Raw genomic sequence first — 16,615 nt, 5'->3', positions numbered from 1 at the left:
GGCAAGGCGACCGGTTCGCGGGTGATTCAGGTTAATATCAGTAGCACCTGCTGTGTCTTGGCCGGCAATGTCAACCATACCGGTATCGTCAACATTCAGGATGTTACTTACCTCATCAGGTTCTTGTATCAGGATGGTCCTAAGCCTCCTTGTCAGGGTGGTCCTGGGAGATATCCTGAGGCAGATGCGAACGGCGATGGTGTAACCAACATTCAGGACGTTACTTATCTCATAAACTTCCTCTACAAGATGGGTCCCGCTCCGATTTGCGGACCAATGTGATCCGGTAGTTTTTGAGATCCAAAAATTCAGGAAGCTGTCCTCGTGATAGCTTCCTGAATTCTATTAAATGGGGGAATCAAGACCAAACAAAGGGAAACCAGGCAGAAAGGAAAACTCTAAACTACTGTCAGTTCCTCCGATTTCCCCTCTTACATTATCTCGAAATTTGACAATTATCGCTTTATATAAATGAAAGGGAAGGACTTTTCGCCGTAAAAATCAGACTGGTAGAAACGGCCATCCGGCCCGGTATAAATCACTCGATTGTAATCTATAAGATATGGTTTGGAATATTCGACGTCCGCGATAAAATGAGCGGAGTCATTGACCTGGACGGCATAAACATGCTTCTCCAGATGCCATTCCACACCATACGCTATTCTATTCAACCCTTTATCAAAGGTCGGCCAGCGGGGTGTGGCCTGGGTCTTAAGATTATATAGGGTTTGTGGATATGATTTGTCAATATCGGTTCTGATGATAATGTAGGTACTGTCAAATCCTTTCCAATAGACGAAAGTATCCCGGGCAACAAAGGTAGGATCCCAGCCATAGGCAAAGAATGTGGAAGTTTGCTGTTTCTCGTTGACCAGATAAAGCCATCTATCGCGGGCAGCCACGAGAAAGGTATCATTGACAAAAATTATCGACTCAAAACTATCGATCAATGCCGAAGGCTGAACCACTTTGTCAACCAGATTATAATAATGAACTCTTCCCGAATCGATGTAGGCCAGGCTCCTGCTGTTCGGAGACACGACCGGCGAATGAAGGCTGTCACCCAGTAACACCGGTTCCCTCACCGGAATGCTGACCCTGGCCCGATAGATGCCGTTTTTTCCCGAAACGACCGTATCGGTCGATATATAGTAGATATATTCTCGGTCGGGGGTTAATGAAACCTCCGTCTCAATTGGATACGGTCCCTGCGGCAGCGGCGGATTGTTACCATCGGTCGGGTAAGAGTAATCGTCGCATCCGCCCATAAGAAGCAGAAGCACGAACAATAAAAAAACGCTAATCTTCAAACTCCATCCTTTTCATTGTCTCTCTTATCTGACTGAGAAACTCGAGCACTCGCGTCTCCCGGTAGTCCGCGTATGTCCAGGGAAGAGTGGTGAAGACCTTATTCTGATAAATAAGCGTCTTTTCGGCATATATGCCATCAGATAGATAGATGCGATGGGCAAAATCCTTGGTCGAGGCTAAAGTCAGTCCCGCGAGAGTGAGCAGGCCGGGGTCAAGATTGACCGTCCGGAATACGAAATCGCCGACCTTATCGCCGAATTTGGCCTCCAGTTCATTTGTCCAGCTTTTGATTTCGGCCAGACGGTCTCTTGGCACCAGTCGCTCAAAGGCAAAGAATTTCCGTTTCAGGTTCTCGCCCATTTCTTCCTGATAGTAATCGGTGTGGGTGAAATCCAATTCCTCCGTTTCCAACTCAATGCGGCCGAATTTCTTCTCCAGATGGATTATGGCCGATGCGACCGCCTCCGGATGAGAATAAATGGCCGAGACAATCAGTTTGGCCGGCAGAGGTTTCTTGATTCTTCCCATAGATACTTCCTGAAATTGCTTTTATAGCCGCCCCTTGCCTGGACATGCTTTCAAGCAGAGGCCGCAGATATAGGTGCCGTAGTCATTCGTACGGGAAAACTCCTGAAGTTTATCCGAACAGGCCTGAAGAATAAATCCCTCTTTGGTATCCGCAATCGCTGCGGCCGGACAGACGCCCATGCAATTGTAGCAGTCCCCGCAGTCATCTTCAATGAAAGTATTAGGTTCAAACTCCATGTCGGTCAGAACCGTCACCAGTCTGATCTGCGAGCCGAATTGGGGGGTAACCAGGAGGTTGTTTCGTCCCCACCATCCAAGGCCGGCTTTGAAAGCAATTTCCCGGTGTGAGAGGTGCGCCGTCATCGGATACCGCTTGAGCACCATTGAGGCGGGAATGGGAAGCGCCTGATACCCCAATTTGCCGATTTCGGAAGCAATTGCGAAAGCGGTATCATCAAGAATGGCATTGACCTGACGGTAATGAGCTTTATAAATCTGGTTGGGACGGTCAATCAAAGTTTCGAGCACGGCGCCGGCCAGCGGCACACCGATAGAAATGGCCGTGTTCAATTTCTCCGAGACTTTCCTGATTTCGTCATGAAAAGACACCCGAAGTTCATCCACCCGGCAGGCGCCGAAAAGGGCGGCGTCGCCCGAAAGGGCAATCTGCTGAAGTCTACTTTTTTCCGTCAACACTGTCATTTTTGGATTATAATCATCACACTTGGGAAATCAAAGTAATTAGCGATAATAGCGGCTTTGCATCAAAATAATCGCAAAAATGTGATTTTCTTTATAGTATTGACTTCTTAGCGATAAACGGTGTATAATTCGTCCAGAGTTGGTGAGAATAATGAAATTTGATTCATGCACTAAATGTTCTGACAATGATCGCAGAGACAATGAGTGCCTTTGCGATAACATCAAGGCTCTCGACGGATTACCAATCAGATGTTGTCATCAAGGGACATTTGAAAAGCTAGATATTCTCGAATATTACCTTAGTACTTTTTCCAAGGCAATGAGGAATCAATTCCTATGTCGGAATTATATCGATTTATTTGCCGGGCCAGGAATCTGCGGCAATAGAGAAAATCATAAAACCAAATATGGTTCCACTTTGCTTGCATTAAATTTGGAATACCCTTTTACACATTATATTTTTGTAGATGCAATGGTGTCTACTTCTGAAATATTGCGCAAAAGGTGTGAAAATATTACCGAGAGGCTCGATTTTAAACCCAAATACGATATACTTAATCTTGATGCTAACAAGGGAATTGATGAAGTACTGAATAAAATCCAGAAGGAAAGATCAATTACGGTGGCCTTTATAGACCCAAATGGCATTGACGTGCATTTTTCGACTTTGGAAAAACTTGCCGCATTCCCCCATTTGGATATAATATTAAATTTTGCCGTCTTAGATTTAAAAAGAAATAAGGCGAGATACAGATCGGGAAATCAAAAAGCTGATTTATTCTTTGGAACCAAGGACTGGCCGGATGATAAACTAAAAATGTTGCCATATTATAAGGATAATCTTCGAGATAGACTTGGTTTGACATATGTGGAAGATGATTTTGAAGGTGCTGAGCCAATTTCCACACGCACGGGCGGAATTATTTACTACTTAATCTATGCAAGTAAGAATGAATTGGGATTGAAATTTTGGCGCGATGCCAGGAAATATTTCAGAAGAGGAAGAGATAGGCAGAATGATCTCTTCAGAAATTAAGTATTCGGACAATATGCAAACGGTTATTAGAAAATCGTTGCTTTACAGGACGGCCGTTGAATATGGTGATTATACGGTCAATCATATCGAGGGCTGTGCTCATGGGTGCAATTATCCCTGCTATGCGATGCGGATGTCCATGCGATTTGGCAGGGTCAAATCATATAAAGAGTGGATCAAACCCAAGTTGGTGGGTAATGCCATAGAGTTGCTTGAGCATGAAATCCCAAGATTTAAAACGAAAATTAAGTTTGTTCATCTATGTTTTATGTCTGACCCCTTCATGTATGGATTTCCTGAAGTCTCTCAAATGTCATTACAAATAATTAAACTATTAAATGACAATGGAATACCAGTCACCACATTGACCAAGGGGCTCTATCCGTCCACGTTGATTAACTGTGCTTCAAATCCAGAAAATGAATATGGCATCACAATTGTCTCGATTATGTCCGAATATCAAAAACGTTTTGAGCCGTTTTCAGCCAAATGGTACCATAGGATTAGGAGCCTGGAACTATTGGGCAAGAAGGGAGCAAAAACATGGGTGAGCATGGAACCATATCCGACACCAAACATAATTAGGCAGAACATCAGCGAAATACTGGATAGGGTTTCCTTCACGAATAAAATCATATTCGGGCGGCTAAATTATAATTCTTGCTCTACTGGCTACGAAAATCATAAAGAATATTATAATGAGCAATGCTGTCAAATTCGTGAGTTCTGTGTCAAGAATAGAATTCGATACTATTTTAAAAAAGGAACCTATACTCGTCCCCGTTGTGCCTCAATTATAGCTCCAGAAGCTACACTGGAATCATCCAGCCCCTTTTTCGGGATAATTTCTAAGTGATTCGATAATTCTTGATTATACCAATTTTCAACCATTCCATTGCCTAATTAGGGAGAAGCGAAATTAAGTTGCCAAATAGTGGGCATTCCTATATATTTATCTCCTTATGGAGGATAGACCGTTATGAAATATGTTCCCGTTAAAGCCGCGCATGGCAATAAGATTTCCTGCAAAGGGTGGGCACAGGAGGCTGCCTTAAGAATGCTCAACAATAACCTTGATGAGGAAGTTGCCGAAAAACCAAAAGAGTTGATTGTTTACGGCGGCTCGGGAAAAGCTGCCCGCAATTGGGAATGCTATCATGCCATAGTCAAATCGCTCAAATCGCTCGAAAATGATGAGACGCTTCTGGTTCAGTCGGGAAAACCGGTCGGGATTTTCCAGACTCACGAATATGCCCCGCGGGTGCTGATAGCAAACAGCCACCTGGTTCCCAACTGGGCCAACTGGGAGAAATTCCGCCAGTTGGAGAAATTGGGGCTCATTATGTATGGCCAGATGACCGCCGGAAGCTGGATTTATATCGGCACTCAGGGAATCCTCCAGGGAACATATGAGACTTTTGCTTCCGTTGGGGCGACCCATTTCAAAAATGACCTTTCCGGCCGCTGGATACTTACCGGGGGGATGGGCGGGATGGGTGGCGCCCAGCCTCTGGCGGGAACCATGAACGGCGCTTCCATACTTTGTGTCGAAATCGATGAGGAGCGGATTAATCGCCGGCTGAAACTCGGATACTGCGATATCAAAGTCAAAATGCTTGATAAGGCGATAAAACTGATCAAAGATAGTATCAAGGAGAAAAAGCCGATATCAATCGGACTGGTTGGCAACTGCGCCGAAATCTACTCGGAAATCTTCCGCCGCGGCATTATCCCCGATATCGTCACCGATCAGACCTCAGCTCATGATGAATTGAATGGTTATATCCCCGAGGGGCTGACAATCACCGAAGCGGATCGGCTCCGGCGCACCAGTCCGCGCGACTATATTGCCCGCTCGTATGAATCGATGGTAAAGCATTGCGGGGCGATGGTGAAGTTCCTCCGCGCCGGTTCGATAGTGTTCGATTACGGAAATAATCTGCGGGGCCAGGCCGAAAAGGGAGGTCTCAAGGAGGCATTCGAATTCCCCGGATTTGTACCGGCCTATATTCGTCCCCTTTTCTGCAGCGGCAAGGGCCCCTTTCGCTGGGCCGCCCTATCAGGCGATCCGGCCGACATCCATATCACCGATGAGGTGATACTCAGCGAATTCAAAGAGAATAAGTCGCTATGTCGGTGGATAAGACTGGCCAGAGAGAAAGTGCCTTTCCAGGGATTACCTTCCCGAATCTGCTGGCTTGGTTATGGTGAGCGGGCCCATTTCGGCGAGATTATCAACGATCTGGTCAAAAAGGGAAAAATCAAGGCTCCCATTGTCATTGGGCGTGACCATCTCGACTGCGGCTCGGTCGCCTCTCCCAATCGCGAAACCGAGGGGATGAAAGACGGCTCCGATGCTATCGCCGATTGGCCCCTCCTCAACGGCCTTCTCAATGCTGTCTCGGGCGCCAGCTGGGTTTCCATTCATCATGGCGGCGGGGTCGGCATTGGTAACTCGATTCATGCCGGCATGGTAATTGTGGCTGACGGTACCAAAGAGATGCAGGTGCGCCTTAATCGCGTCCTGACCAATGACCCGGGTACCGGCGTGATGCGCCATGCCGACGCCGGATATAAAGACGCGCTCACTTTCGCCAAGAAAAATAAAATCAATATCCCCATGCTGAAATAACCTCATTCTATCAATTGCCATGGCTCTGGAAAAGAAAGCGACCCTCTTAATAAAAAATGTCGGCCAACTTGTCACTATGGATGGCCGGGTTCCCCGCAAGGGAAATCAGATGCAGGATTTGGGCCTGATAGAAGATGGCGGTATTGCCGCGGCCGGAGAGGAGATCCTGGCTTTCGGGAAATCGGAAGAGATTTTCGGGCGGGTCAATCCGGCCGAGGGCTGCAAAGTGATCGATGCCCGAGGTTGTGTGATCACTCCCGGTTTTGTCGATGCGCATACTCATCCGGTCTTCTCGAAGACGCGGGAAAACGAGTTTGAGATGCGGATTCAGGGGAAAAGCTACATGGAAATCGCCGCCGCCGGCGGCGGAATTCGCGCCTCGGTGCGCGACCTGCGCGAGACGCCGATCCCGATCCTGACCGAAAAAACAACGCGGCGGTTTGATACCATCCTCGCCTCCGGAACGACTACGATCGAGGCAAAATCCGGATATGGTCTTTCCACCGAATCCGAGATAAAATCGCTCGAAATAATCAGAGATCTCCGGGATTTGCATCCGCTCGAGGCGATTCCTACTTTTCTCGGGGCTCATGAGATTCCCGATGAATACCGGGACGAGCGCGAAAAATATATTGAGCTTCTTATAGAGGAAATGATTCCCAGGGTTTCCTCAGAAAAGCTGGCGGAATTCTGCGATATTTTCTGCGAGGAGGGGGTGTTCAGTGTGGCCGAATCGCGCCGAATCATGCAGGCCGCCCTCAATAACGGTCTGAAACTGAAATTTCATGCCGATGAATTGACTTCCTCGGGCGGCGCCGAACTGGCCGCCGAAATGGGCGCAATCTCTGCCGACCATCTTGTCTATATATCGGACAAAGGAATCGATGCCCTGGCCAAATCAGGAACGGCGGCCGTCTTGCTTCCGGGCACCTGCTTCTCGCTTGGCCTGGAACGATTTGCACCGGCCAGGAAAATGATAGATGCGGGGGTTACCGTTGCTCTTTCCACCGATTGTAATCCCGGTTCCAGTATGACCGAATCGCTTCAAATAATAATTACGCTGGCCGCCATACATTATAAAATGTCCGCGGCCGAGGCTCTCTCGGCGGTGACCGTTAATGCGGCCTGTGCGATTGGCCGCGGAGACCGTCTCGGTCGTCTGCGGCCGGGTCTTCAGGCCGATATGGTCATTTGGAATATGAATGATTACCGGGAGCTTCCCTATCATTACGGGGTCAATCTGGCCCAGAAAGTGATCAAACGGGGAAAAGTAGTGGCGGGATAACTGCGATTCCATGAAACCGCCATCAGGGTAATATTGTTTAAGATACAGATGTTCAGAAATATTATTTTATACATCGCATTTTTCTCAACCGTCGTCGGTGCCGGATGCGGCATATATTCCTTTTCGGCAGGAGGGAAATCATCCGTCAAGACCATTGCCATCACTCAGTTTGAGAATAAAACGGTTGAATCCGGTCTATCCAGTCGAATGACCGATCTGGTTGTTGATGCCTTTATTGCCGATGGCACTCTCAAAGTGGTTTCGCCGGATAAGGCCGATGCTGTTCTGTCAGGAACTTTGACCAGCTATGATAGGAAAGCGAAAGAATACACCGAGTCTGATACTGTCTCTCAATATGCCGTCACCGTCGTATTTGATGTGGTTCTGAACGACCCCAGGGCGGAAAAGGAAATTTGGAAGGAGCGGTTTATCAGTGAAGGGATATATGATTCCCGGAGCGAAACCGAAGATGAGGGCCAGGTTCGGGCGGCGGACAAGCTGGTTGTAGATATAATCAATCGTACTACCAAAAGCTGGTAATTTTTATTTGACACTGTCCGACAAAGATTTATATTGCTTTATACGAAGAGGAAATCGATGAAAATTTCAAGAAATCTTAATTTGCCGCTGTTGGTGCTTGTGTTTGTTCTACTCGTCGCAATTACGCAGGCCGGAGCCGATAACTCTCGGGGGGGAACGAGAGTCTTTAATTTTCTGAAAATCGAAGTGGCCGCGCGACCCACCGCCATGGGCGGGGCTTTCACTGGCGTGGCCAATGATGAAGCGGCCCTCTATTATAATCCGTCCGGTGTGGCCGAATTGGAGGGAAAGCATTTCATCCTTGGGTATCATAATAGCATTTTCGATATGCAATCCGGGTTTTTGGGATATGTTCACCCGCTGGGGGAGGGGAAGAAACTCCTTGCCTATGTCAATTACCTCAATTATGGTGATTTTATCCGCACTGACAGCGCTGGCGTTGAGCGGGGGGCTTTCTCGGGCAGCGATATGCTTTTTGGTGTCGGTTATGCGGCGGCGGTCAATAAGAACCTCAAGCTGGGCGGCGCGGCAAAATTCATTTATGAAAAAGTCGATGAATACTCCGCCACCGGTTTTGCGGTCGACCTCGGAGGAATCTGGACTTTCAATAACCGTCGCACCAGTTGTGGTTTGATGATTCAGAATCTTGGCGCTCAACTCGGCGGATTTACAACCGGTTCCGAAAAGGACCCCCTGCCGCTTCGCTTCAAAGGCGGAGTCTCCACGCGCCCGAAAGGGCTTCCTTTAATGCTTGCCGCCGATGTCGTTCTGCCGACTGATAATGATATTTATTTTTCCATTGGTGGCGAATATCTGAATCTGAAACCGCTTTTCCTGCGGCTCGGGTGGACCAGTTACGGTGACAATTATAAAACCGATTCCAACAAGGACAACCTGGCCGGATTTTCGGGCGGATTTGGTATCGAATACAAAAGGATGCAGATATCATATACTATTTCGCCTCAGGCGGAGTTGGGCACGAGTCACCGCATTACTTTAACGGGAGGCTTTGAATAATCTTGAAGTACATTCAATTATTCTTCATGGGAATGTTGCTTGGGGGAATCTTTCTGGGAATCATTTCCTGCTCCACTGAAAGCAATCAGAATCCCAAGGATGTGGTTATCAAGCTTTTTGGTGCCATGGAACGGAATGACCGGGCCGCTATCCCGCGTCTCGTTGACCTTCCGGCCCTGATGATGATAAGAGATCAGGACTATGCCCTGCAGACGGATAATCCCCGCGTTTTCTATAATCCGGAGGATATCCTCAGCGACATGGTCGATAGCGGTCTGACCAAGACCCGCTGGTTTTCAATGCAGAGGGTTGTGGGTGAGACCGAGATCAAGGGCGATACTGCCTACGTTGAGGTTTCTTTCATCGACAAGGCGGCCGATATTCAATACTATAATAAATTTGGATTACACAAATCGAACGGACGCTGGAAAATCTATAGCTTTAAGACCGTTCAGCCCGGCAAATAATCGGCTTTTCTGAGTTAAGCGGTTTCTAAAGAACTCAGGATTTATTAAAATTGGTTCGGCACTGATTTCCCCGGCACTGGGAATAGGGCATCTGGTATGAATAGAGGCAAAATTAAATCTATTGAACGATCCCAGGGGTATGGCTTTATTGAGTCGGAAGAGGGATTGAAAATATTCTTTCATCAACGTTGGTTGCGCAGAGTGCAGTTCAAGGATTTGAGAGAAGGGGATGAGGTGGTCTTTGATATTAACCAGGGTCCGCGAGGCTCCCGAGCGTTTCATCTCAGCCTTGCCTCCGACTGTGAAGAAGCCGTTAAGGTTCACCCCGGAGATAAACTCTTCAAAGATTAGACCAAAAAAAATTGGAAGCTCACCAAACTGATTCGCGGGGATAGAGGGGGGGATCCCCGGAAGAATCTTTGAAACGGCAAGCTTCCGTTAATAATCTACGCAAGGGGGGGCTTTCTGTCAAGAAGATTATGAAAAGTTATTAATAGTTGTCACGGCCTGGTGGTTCAAGCGATTTTTGGCTTGACAGAGTAAGTGGCTTTGGTTAAATTAAAAAACCTTTAGCTTATGGAATGGAGACTGGTTGCCCGGGCTTCTGCGGGTTAGCGGTTGAGATATGAAAAGAAGTTTGTCACGTTTTTTAATAGGGTTGAACTAACCTCACGGTTGAATCGTCTTGCAACTGTGAGGATTTTTTGTAGGAATCAGGGACCATTGAAAGTCAAGGCCGTTATAATCTTAAGCGCATTTCTCTTCCTCGGCGCAGGTTTGCTTTTCGGTCAAACCCCGGCGACTGACGTAGCCACCGATTCTTTGCAGTCACCCCCTCCTGATGTGACACCTGTCATGGTCAGGAATGTTTTGGCCAAAGACAATCCCGATGATGCCGGCGGGGCGGTTGTTATTAATTGGGACCTTTCGGTTGATGATCATGTTGATGGCAAAGTTGTTGCCTATAAAATCCTTAGGGCTGAAAAGCAGGAGGGACCATTTGACCAAATCGGCGAGGTTCCGGCTCAATCCAATCAATATATGGACAATGGCACCAATGATAATAAAGACTATTTTTATAAGATTTTGGCGGTGAACTCGGTGAAATTGGAGGGGCGGACAAGCTGGCAGGTAACTTCGGAATCGGATACTGTCGGCCCGGTCAGATCCTCTGCTCAATGGTTTGATTTCCGCCGGCTCAATGTCTTTGTCGGAATGATTATTCTCTGCACATTGATTGTCTATTTCATAAATCAGGCTAAGGCCGGGAAGAAGCTGTTTATCCGCAAAATCGCGGGACTGGATGCCGTCGATGAGGCAGTAGGCAGAGCCACCGAAATGGGGAAGAAGATCTTCTTCATACCCGGCACTTCGGATATGGATAATGTCCAGACCATTGCCGGTGTTACTATCCTGGGACGCGTGGCGCAACTGGCGGCCGAATATGAAACCTGGATTGAAGTGCCGGTCAGCCGTTCCCTGGTAATGGTCACGGCCAAAGAGATTGTCAAAGAAGCTTATGCAAAGGCCGGGCGTCCCGATTCCTTTCGCGATGAACAGGTGCATTACTTGACTGATGACCAGTTCGGATATGCAGCCGGTATCGACGGCATGGTGGTCAGAGAAAAGCCGGCAACCATATTCCTTATGGGTAATTTTTATGCCGAATCGCTGATATTGTCTGAAACGGGGAATTCTATTGGCGCCATACAGATTGCCGGCACAGGCCAGCCCTCGCAGTTGCCATTTTTTGTTGCCGCCTGCGATTATACTCTTATTGGCGAGGAGTTATTCGCCGCTTCAGCTTATTTGTCGCGCGAACCGAAGCTCCTGGGCTCGCTCAAGGGTCAGGACATGGGCAAGGCGATCATTCTGGTATCTATTTTGATCGGGATTATCTTGGAAACTTTTAATATTTTCCAGCTCTCCAAATTTTTTACGGTGATGGGATAGTGAGTTAATCTGCGATGAGACGAGAAATCCCCCTGCTCATAACCGGTGTCGTTGGCGTCATTTTCGTCCTTCAGTATTTCATTCCTCATGCGCCATTCAACCAATTCAACAACTGGTTCTCCGATTGGTTCTCCATCATCGGCGCCTGTGCCATCTGGCTGGGAGCCTTGAACCTGATAAAAATTTCCGCCGATAAAATTTATCGCAAAAGAGCCGACTGGGGTTATTCGGTCATTATCATTCTTTCATTTCTGCTGATAGTTATTATCGGGTCATCAAGCTGGACTCAATTTCGTGATGCCGGGACCGGGTTTGACTGGCTTTACACTTATGTATATTCGCCTCTCTCGGCCACCATGTTTGCACTCTTGGCTTTCTTTGTCGCCTCCGCCTCATATCGAGCTTTCCGGGCCAGAAATCTCGAGGCCACCCTACTCCTTCTGGCCGCTTTCTTTGTCATGATCGGGCGTGTGCCGGTTGGTGATGCGATCGGCGGCGCGCTGGGCATTCCCGAAAGCTTCATGCCCTCGAAAATAACCATCTGGATTATGAGTTTTATAAATTCGGCCGGTCAGCGGGCGATTATGATTGGTATTGCTTTGGGCATCGTTTCCACCTCGTTGCGCATTATTCTGGGGATCGAACGATCCTACCTGGGAGGGGATTAAGGGATGAACAGGGATTTTATTATCTATTCCGTAACGCTGGCGATTATTCTTATCCTCTATTTCCTCGTGCCCAAGCCGATTAATTTCTCCCCCACCGTCTCTTCTCTGATCATAGCTCTCATTGGGCTTGCCCTGCTGTATATTCTGTTCAGAACTATCATGCGCCAATATGTAGGGCGGCGGGTTGTATTCCTTTTTGTCGGTATTGCCGTCGTTTTGCCTTTCTTCATGAATGTTAAGCAGCCGATCAGGGTTTCTCCCGAAGTACAGACGGTTTATGACTGGGTGGCTCAGCTTGAACGGGGTTCGAAGATTCTGGTTTCCTTTGATTATGATCCGGCCTCTGCCCCCGAACTGCAGCCGATGGCCGAATCATTTTTCCGTCTCTGCCTGGAACGTGATTTGAAAATAATCATTATGGGTCTCTGGCCGCAGGGACCACAGCAGGCCGAACTGGCTCTCCAGATAGCGCTCCAGGATCCGAGCGTGGTCGCGAAGAATTTAAGGCGCCATGTCGATTATGTTAATCTTGGCTTCCAAACCGGGAATGAATTCGTCATCCAGCGGATGGGAACCAGTTTCAAGAGCATGTTCACGCGCGATGTCTCCGGTATTCCCTATGATTCCATCCCGCTTCTTAAAGATGTGAGTAATTTCTCCAATATTGATTATTCTTTTAACCTGTCGGCCGGTTATCCCGGCACCGTGGAATGGGTTCAGGTGGCTGTTGACCGTTATGGCCTGAAAATGGGCGCCGGCAATACCGGCGTCCAGGCCACAGGAATGTACCCATACCTTCGTTCCGGGCAGCTGAAAGGGCTTCTCGGAGGTTTGAGCGGCGCAGCCGAATTTGAAAAAGCAACCAATAAGGTTGGTACGGCTACTTTCTATATGCTTCCCCAGTCATTCTCGCATGTGATTGTGATTGCCTTTATCTTTATCGGGAACGTCGCCTACTTCTTGGGTGAAAAAAGGAAGAAGGGAAAAGAGTAATGCAACTTTTCGGCATTTGGGTAGCCGCTTTTTTCACTCTGGGGATTATCTCCTTCCTGTATAGGGACAATCCCTGGTATAAGCTGTGCGAATCGATTTTTGTGGGCATTTCCGCCGGATATTGGTTTGTAACCCTTTTCTTTGATAACATTCTTGGTCTTTTCTGGGCCGGCCTTAGCCGTGAAAATCCCAACTATATGCTTCTGGTGGGCGGGGTGCTGGGAATTATGATGATTCTGCGTCTGGCCCCTAAGATTGGATGGATTTCCCGCTGGCCGCTGGCCTTTGTTGTGGGAGCCACCGCCGGCTTCTATCTCATCAATTATTTTTCATCCAACGTCATGCTGCAGGTGTCCAGCACTCTCATGCCCCTGTTCAGCACCAGATTTAGCCAGCCTGTCTTCTCGGCTTCCGCTTATGATACCATCGGTAATATCGTCATTGCCGCCGGGACATTCACCGGGCTGGTCTATTTCTTCTTCTCCCGCGAGCATAAGGGAGTATTCGGCGGCGTGGCCAAGGTCGGCATCTGGACCATTATGATTACTTTTGGCGCCTCCTTTGGCTATACTGTCATGAGTCGTATGTCTCTCTTAATCGGTCGCATGGAGTTCATTTTCAAGGATTGGCTGGGACTGATTAGGTAGCGATGATCTGCGACAGCAAATTGCCTGTTCCCCTTTGCCTGATTTCTCAATTGCTCTTGATTTTGATAATGTCGTCGGTAATGGCTGTCGCGCAGACGCCGCCGGCCATTCCTGATTCCGTAACAGGCCCGAGACCGGCTCCGCCGACCGAGGTTTCCGCCCGCGACTTCAAGTACGATCGGGGCGAGGCTATCGTCGTTTACTGGCGAGCCTCTGCCGATGATCACGGAATCGGTTCGGTTGGTCCTTACGAAATATTCCGTGCCCTGGAAGAATCGAATGATTTTGCGCCTGTTGGAGTGGCTGCCCCGGGAGAATATTCCTTTAAGGATCAGGGGATCAACCGGGGAAAGAGTTATCGCTATAAAGTTGCCCTTAATTATGACGGTCGGGCTGTCTTTTCCGAGGCCACCGCACCGGTCATCCCGGAAATGGATATTGTCAATTGGAATCTGCTCAATCTGTTTGTCATCGGATTCCTTATCGCCGGCGCCGTGATTTACTTTATCTCTCATGCCAAGCGAGGCGGAAAACTGTTCATTAGAAAAATCGCCGGGCTGGAAGCGATTGATGAGGCCATCGGCCGGGCCACCGAAATGGGACGCCCAATCCTGTTTGTTCCCGGTATTTTGGATATGGATGATGTCCAGACTCTGGCCGGTATTACGCTCCTGGGTAGGGTGGCCAAGATGGTCGCCGATTATGATATCCGCATTAACATGCCGGTGTCGCGCTCGCTCGTGATGACCACGGCACGCGAGACGATCAAGGAAGCTTATATTGGGGCAGGGCGGCCTGACGCATATAATGATGACATGGTGAATTATATCACCGATGAGCAATTTGGTTATGTTGCGGCGGTTGACGGTATCATGGTGCGCCAGAAACCCGCCACCTGTTTTTATCTGGGCGCTTTCTACGCTGAGTCGCTGATTCTTGCCGAAACCGGAAATTCCATCGGCGCCATTCAAATCGCCGGAACCGCCCAGCCGGCCCAGTTGCCTTTCTTTGTCGCCGCCTGCGACTACACCCTTATCGGTGAAGAGCTCTTTGCCGCATCCGCTTACCTTTCCAATGAACCGAAACAACTCGGTTCACTGAAGGGACAGGATATGGGGAAATTGGTCGCCATGTTGCTTATCATCATCGGGACGATATCCGTGACCATTTCGCTCGCCTGGGGCAACCAGTTCTTTGTAAAGTTGAGTGAATACATGGTCAAACTTTTTACCGTGCAAAATTAAAGAGAGATTTACCGTGAAAAGACAGGTCCCATTAATTATCACCTTTGTGGTCGGCACGATTCTGGTCGTCTCCGTCTTTTTCCCCCCTGTCGAGAGAATGGGGGAGGACTTTTCTCTTTTCTTCGATATTATCGCCGTTTTTGCTTTCTTTCTCGGCGGCGGGAATTTGGTGAGAATTCACGGCAACCGGCTTTACAAGCAACAGAAAGATTGGGGATTTTCCCTGGTGACGCTGTTGGGATTTTTCCTGATGCTGGCCGCGGGGCTTTTCAAGATAGGTAATCCAAGCGGCATTACCGGTGATGTCACTGCCACCGGTTCTCTCTTCCAGACCCTGTACTATCGCATATTTTTTCCGCTCTCTTCCACCATGTACGCCCTCCTGGCTTTCTATGTCGCCTCCGCTTCCTATCGCGCTTTCCGCGCCAAGAACAGAGAGGCCACCATTCTCCTGATTTCCGCTTTTATTATTCTGCTCGGGCGCACCCCTTTAGGGACATATGCCACCGGCTGGATTCCCGAATCGTTTTCGCTTCTGCAAATTCCCAACCTGGCGATATGGATTATGTCCTCGCCCAATCTGGCCGGGCAGAGGGCGATTATGATTGGTATCGCTCTGGGGGTAATTTCAATGTCGCTGCGACTGATACTGGGCGTGGAGAGAACCTACTTGGGGGTCGACAATGAATAACCTGGGATTGGTCACTTCTCTTCTGATTATCGGGGTCGGACTCGTCTGGTTTCTGATTCGCTCTATTCAGGGGCGCGAAGTCGAGCGACGTATCATCTTCATTTTCATTGGACTGGCCGTGGCTGCTCCCATTCTTTTCAAAATATCTTTTTCCGAAAAAGCGACGCCGATTGTCAAGGCAGTCTATGATCAGATTGAAAAACTGCCGGCCAATTCGAAAGTATTGATTTCCTATGATTATGACCCCGCTATGGCGCCCGAGGTAGGGCCGATGACCGATGCGTTTGTACGGCACGCTATGGCCAAAGGACTCAGGGTATATTTCATGACACTCTGGGCAACCGGCCAGCCGCTCATCGTGACCGCCGTTGATGAGATTATCAAAAAAGAATTCCCGGAGAAGAAAGACGGCATCGATTATGTCAATTTGGGTTATAAGGCGGGTGGTACCGGTGTCCTGAACGTGATTATAACGGACATCAGGAAAATGTACCTTACCGATGTGAACGGTGTGAATATTGATTCCATGGAAATAATGCACGGAATAAGATCTCTGCGCGATATGAATTTGTTGGTATCGGTCGGCGGCGGTTTGCCTGGTGTTAAAGAGTGGATTCTTTTTGCCGGCGATCCCGGTCATATTCCGACCGCGGGCGGATGTGCAGCCGTGACGGCGCCATTGCTGTATCCTTATTACCCCAACCAGCTGCTCGGCCTTCTCGGGGGCATCAAAGGGGCCGCCGAATACGAGTCGGAATTGAAGAAGGAATATCCCCGCCTTATCAATGCCCCTCAACCGGGGATAAAAATGATGGGGCCGCAGACTTTGGCCCACCTGATCATTATGGCCTTTGTCGTGATTGGTAATATTACCTATTTCATAAGGAAGAGACGGTCTTAG

General features: G+C 48.5%; 19 protein-coding genes. 16 read left to right on the top strand and 3 right to left on the bottom strand.

The genetic code is table 11. The annotated features are described in order from the left end of the window. On the top strand, positions 1 to 282 hold a 282-nt coding region (locus NT002_01565), incomplete at its 5' end, for a dockerin type I domain-containing protein (GenBank protein ID MCX6827961.1). 173 nt (positions 283 to 455) lie between these two features. Here NT002_01565 and NT002_01560 read toward each other — a convergent pair. From NT002_01560 to NT002_01550, 3 genes are read right to left on the bottom strand one after another with little or no spacing between them, the layout of a single operon-like run. Then, entirely contained in the window at positions 456 to 1,310 is an 855-nt protein-coding gene (locus NT002_01560; GenBank protein ID MCX6827960.1) for a hypothetical protein, read from the bottom strand. After that, the gene (locus tag NT002_01555; GenBank protein MCX6827959.1) at positions 1,300 to 1,839 is read right to left on the bottom strand and encodes a DUF4416 family protein; all 540 of its coding nucleotides are present in this window, start codon (positions 1,837 to 1,839) and stop codon (positions 1,300 to 1,302) included. Before NT002_01555 ends, NT002_01560 begins: the two co-directional genes overlap by 11 nt. 21 nt (positions 1,840 to 1,860) lie before the next feature. Next, on the bottom strand, positions 1,861 to 2,541 hold the full coding sequence (locus NT002_01550; protein MCX6827958.1) for a hypothetical protein: 681 nt from the start codon (positions 2,539 to 2,541) through the stop codon (positions 1,861 to 1,863). 151 nt (positions 2,542 to 2,692) lie between these two features. Between NT002_01550 and tcmP the strand changes: the two genes are divergently transcribed. The 15 genes from tcmP (at position 2,693) to NT002_01475 (ending at position 16,615) form a co-directional block, all read left to right on the top strand. Beyond that, the gene (tcmP, locus tag NT002_01545) at positions 2,693 to 3,577 is read left to right on the top strand and encodes a three-Cys-motif partner protein TcmP (GenBank protein MCX6827957.1); all 885 of its coding nucleotides are present in this window, start codon (positions 2,693 to 2,695) and stop codon (positions 3,575 to 3,577) included. Next, positions 3,519 to 4,433 carry a radical SAM protein gene (locus tag NT002_01540; GenBank protein ID MCX6827956.1) on the top strand — a complete coding sequence of 305 codons (915 nt, stop codon included), beginning with the start codon at positions 3,519 to 3,521 and terminating at the stop codon, positions 4,431 to 4,433. Before tcmP ends, NT002_01540 begins: the two co-directional genes overlap by 59 nt. 123 nt (positions 4,434 to 4,556) lie before the next feature. Further along, the gene (gene hutU / locus NT002_01535) at positions 4,557 to 6,209 is read left to right on the top strand and encodes a urocanate hydratase (GenBank protein MCX6827955.1); all 1,653 of its coding nucleotides are present in this window, start codon (positions 4,557 to 4,559) and stop codon (positions 6,207 to 6,209) included. 19 nt (positions 6,210 to 6,228) lie between these two features. Beyond that, entirely contained in the window at positions 6,229 to 7,494 is a 1,266-nt protein-coding gene (hutI, locus tag NT002_01530) for an imidazolonepropionase (protein ID MCX6827954.1), read from the top strand. Between the two features lie 48 nt (positions 7,495 to 7,542). Beyond that, positions 7,543 to 8,034: an LptE family protein gene (locus NT002_01525; GenBank protein ID MCX6827953.1), complete on the top strand. Its 492-nt coding sequence runs from the start codon at positions 7,543 to 7,545 to the stop codon at positions 8,032 to 8,034. Between the two features lie 57 nt (positions 8,035 to 8,091). Then, a complete protein-coding gene (locus NT002_01520; protein MCX6827952.1) occupies positions 8,092 to 9,051 on the top strand; it encodes a PorV/PorQ family protein in 960 nt (319 codons plus the stop codon). A 2-nt stretch (positions 9,052 to 9,053) separates the two neighbouring features. After that, entirely contained in the window at positions 9,054 to 9,518 is a 465-nt protein-coding gene (locus NT002_01515; protein MCX6827951.1) for a hypothetical protein, read from the top strand. Positions 9,519 to 9,614: 96 nt separating this feature from the next. Then, positions 9,615 to 9,869 (top strand): cold shock domain-containing protein, encoded by a 255-nt coding sequence (locus tag NT002_01510; protein MCX6827950.1) that lies wholly within the window; start codon positions 9,615 to 9,617, stop codon positions 9,867 to 9,869. A 372-nt stretch (positions 9,870 to 10,241) separates the two neighbouring features. Further along, on the top strand, positions 10,242 to 11,471 hold the full coding sequence (locus tag NT002_01505; GenBank protein MCX6827949.1) for a hypothetical protein: 1,230 nt from the start codon (positions 10,242 to 10,244) through the stop codon (positions 11,469 to 11,471). Between the two features lie 14 nt (positions 11,472 to 11,485). Continuing rightward, entirely contained in the window at positions 11,486 to 12,139 is a 654-nt protein-coding gene (locus NT002_01500) for a hypothetical protein (GenBank protein ID MCX6827948.1), read from the top strand. Between the two features lie 3 nt (positions 12,140 to 12,142). Further along, on the top strand, positions 12,143 to 13,132 hold the full coding sequence (locus tag NT002_01495) for a hypothetical protein (GenBank protein MCX6827947.1): 990 nt from the start codon (positions 12,143 to 12,145) through the stop codon (positions 13,130 to 13,132). Next, positions 13,132 to 13,779, top strand: coding sequence for a hypothetical protein (locus NT002_01490; GenBank protein MCX6827946.1), 648 nt, complete (start codon positions 13,132 to 13,134; stop codon positions 13,777 to 13,779). Before NT002_01495 ends, NT002_01490 begins: the two co-directional genes overlap by 1 nt. Before the next feature lie 80 nt (positions 13,780 to 13,859). After that, positions 13,860 to 15,023, top strand: a complete 1,164-nt coding sequence (locus NT002_01485; GenBank protein ID MCX6827945.1) for a fibronectin type III domain-containing protein — start codon at positions 13,860 to 13,862, stop codon at positions 15,021 to 15,023. A 13-nt stretch (positions 15,024 to 15,036) separates the two neighbouring features. Continuing rightward, entirely contained in the window at positions 15,037 to 15,714 is a 678-nt protein-coding gene (locus tag NT002_01480; protein MCX6827944.1) for a hypothetical protein, read from the top strand. Beyond that, positions 15,707 to 16,615: a hypothetical protein gene (locus tag NT002_01475; protein ID MCX6827943.1), complete on the top strand. Its 909-nt coding sequence runs from the start codon at positions 15,707 to 15,709 to the stop codon at positions 16,613 to 16,615. The genes NT002_01480 and NT002_01475 overlap by 8 nt, the downstream gene beginning before the upstream one ends.

Source organism: Candidatus Zixiibacteriota bacterium, assembly GCA_026397505.1.
Taxonomy (GTDB): domain Bacteria; phylum Zixibacteria; class MSB-5A5; order GN15; family PGXB01; genus JAPLUR01.
This window is presented reverse-complemented; position numbering and strand designations above follow the sequence as displayed.

Bases quoted from the DNA above. Each gene is read 5' to 3' on its own strand.
- NT002_01555 (MCX6827959.1), bottom strand. From the start codon at position 1,839: ATGGGAAGAATCAAGAAACCTCTGCCGGCCAAACTGATTGTCTCGGCC.
- NT002_01550 (MCX6827958.1), bottom strand. From the start codon at position 2,541: ATGACAGTGTTGACGGAAAAAAGTAGACTTCAGCAGATTGCCCTTTCG.
- tcmP (MCX6827957.1), top strand. From the start codon at position 2,693: ATGAAATTTGATTCATGCACTAAATGTTCTGACAATGATCGCAGAGAC.
- NT002_01540 (MCX6827956.1), top strand. From the start codon at position 3,519: ATGCCAGGAAATATTTCAGAAGAGGAAGAGATAGGCAGAATGATCTCT.
- hutU (MCX6827955.1), top strand. From the start codon at position 4,557: ATGAAATATGTTCCCGTTAAAGCCGCGCATGGCAATAAGATTTCCTGC.
- hutI (MCX6827954.1), top strand. From the start codon at position 6,229: ATGGCTCTGGAAAAGAAAGCGACCCTCTTAATAAAAAATGTCGGCCAA.
- NT002_01525 (MCX6827953.1), top strand. From the start codon at position 7,543: ATGTTCAGAAATATTATTTTATACATCGCATTTTTCTCAACCGTCGTC.
- NT002_01520 (MCX6827952.1), top strand. From the start codon at position 8,092: ATGAAAATTTCAAGAAATCTTAATTTGCCGCTGTTGGTGCTTGTGTTT.
- NT002_01510 (MCX6827950.1), top strand. From the start codon at position 9,615: ATGAATAGAGGCAAAATTAAATCTATTGAACGATCCCAGGGGTATGGC.
- NT002_01500 (MCX6827948.1), top strand. From the start codon at position 11,486: ATGAGACGAGAAATCCCCCTGCTCATAACCGGTGTCGTTGGCGTCATT.
- NT002_01495 (MCX6827947.1), top strand. From the start codon at position 12,143: ATGAACAGGGATTTTATTATCTATTCCGTAACGCTGGCGATTATTCTT.
- NT002_01490 (MCX6827946.1), top strand. From the start codon at position 13,132: ATGCAACTTTTCGGCATTTGGGTAGCCGCTTTTTTCACTCTGGGGATT.
- NT002_01485 (MCX6827945.1), top strand. From the start codon at position 13,860: ATGGCTGTCGCGCAGACGCCGCCGGCCATTCCTGATTCCGTAACAGGC.
- NT002_01475 (MCX6827943.1), top strand. From the start codon at position 15,707: ATGAATAACCTGGGATTGGTCACTTCTCTTCTGATTATCGGGGTCGGA.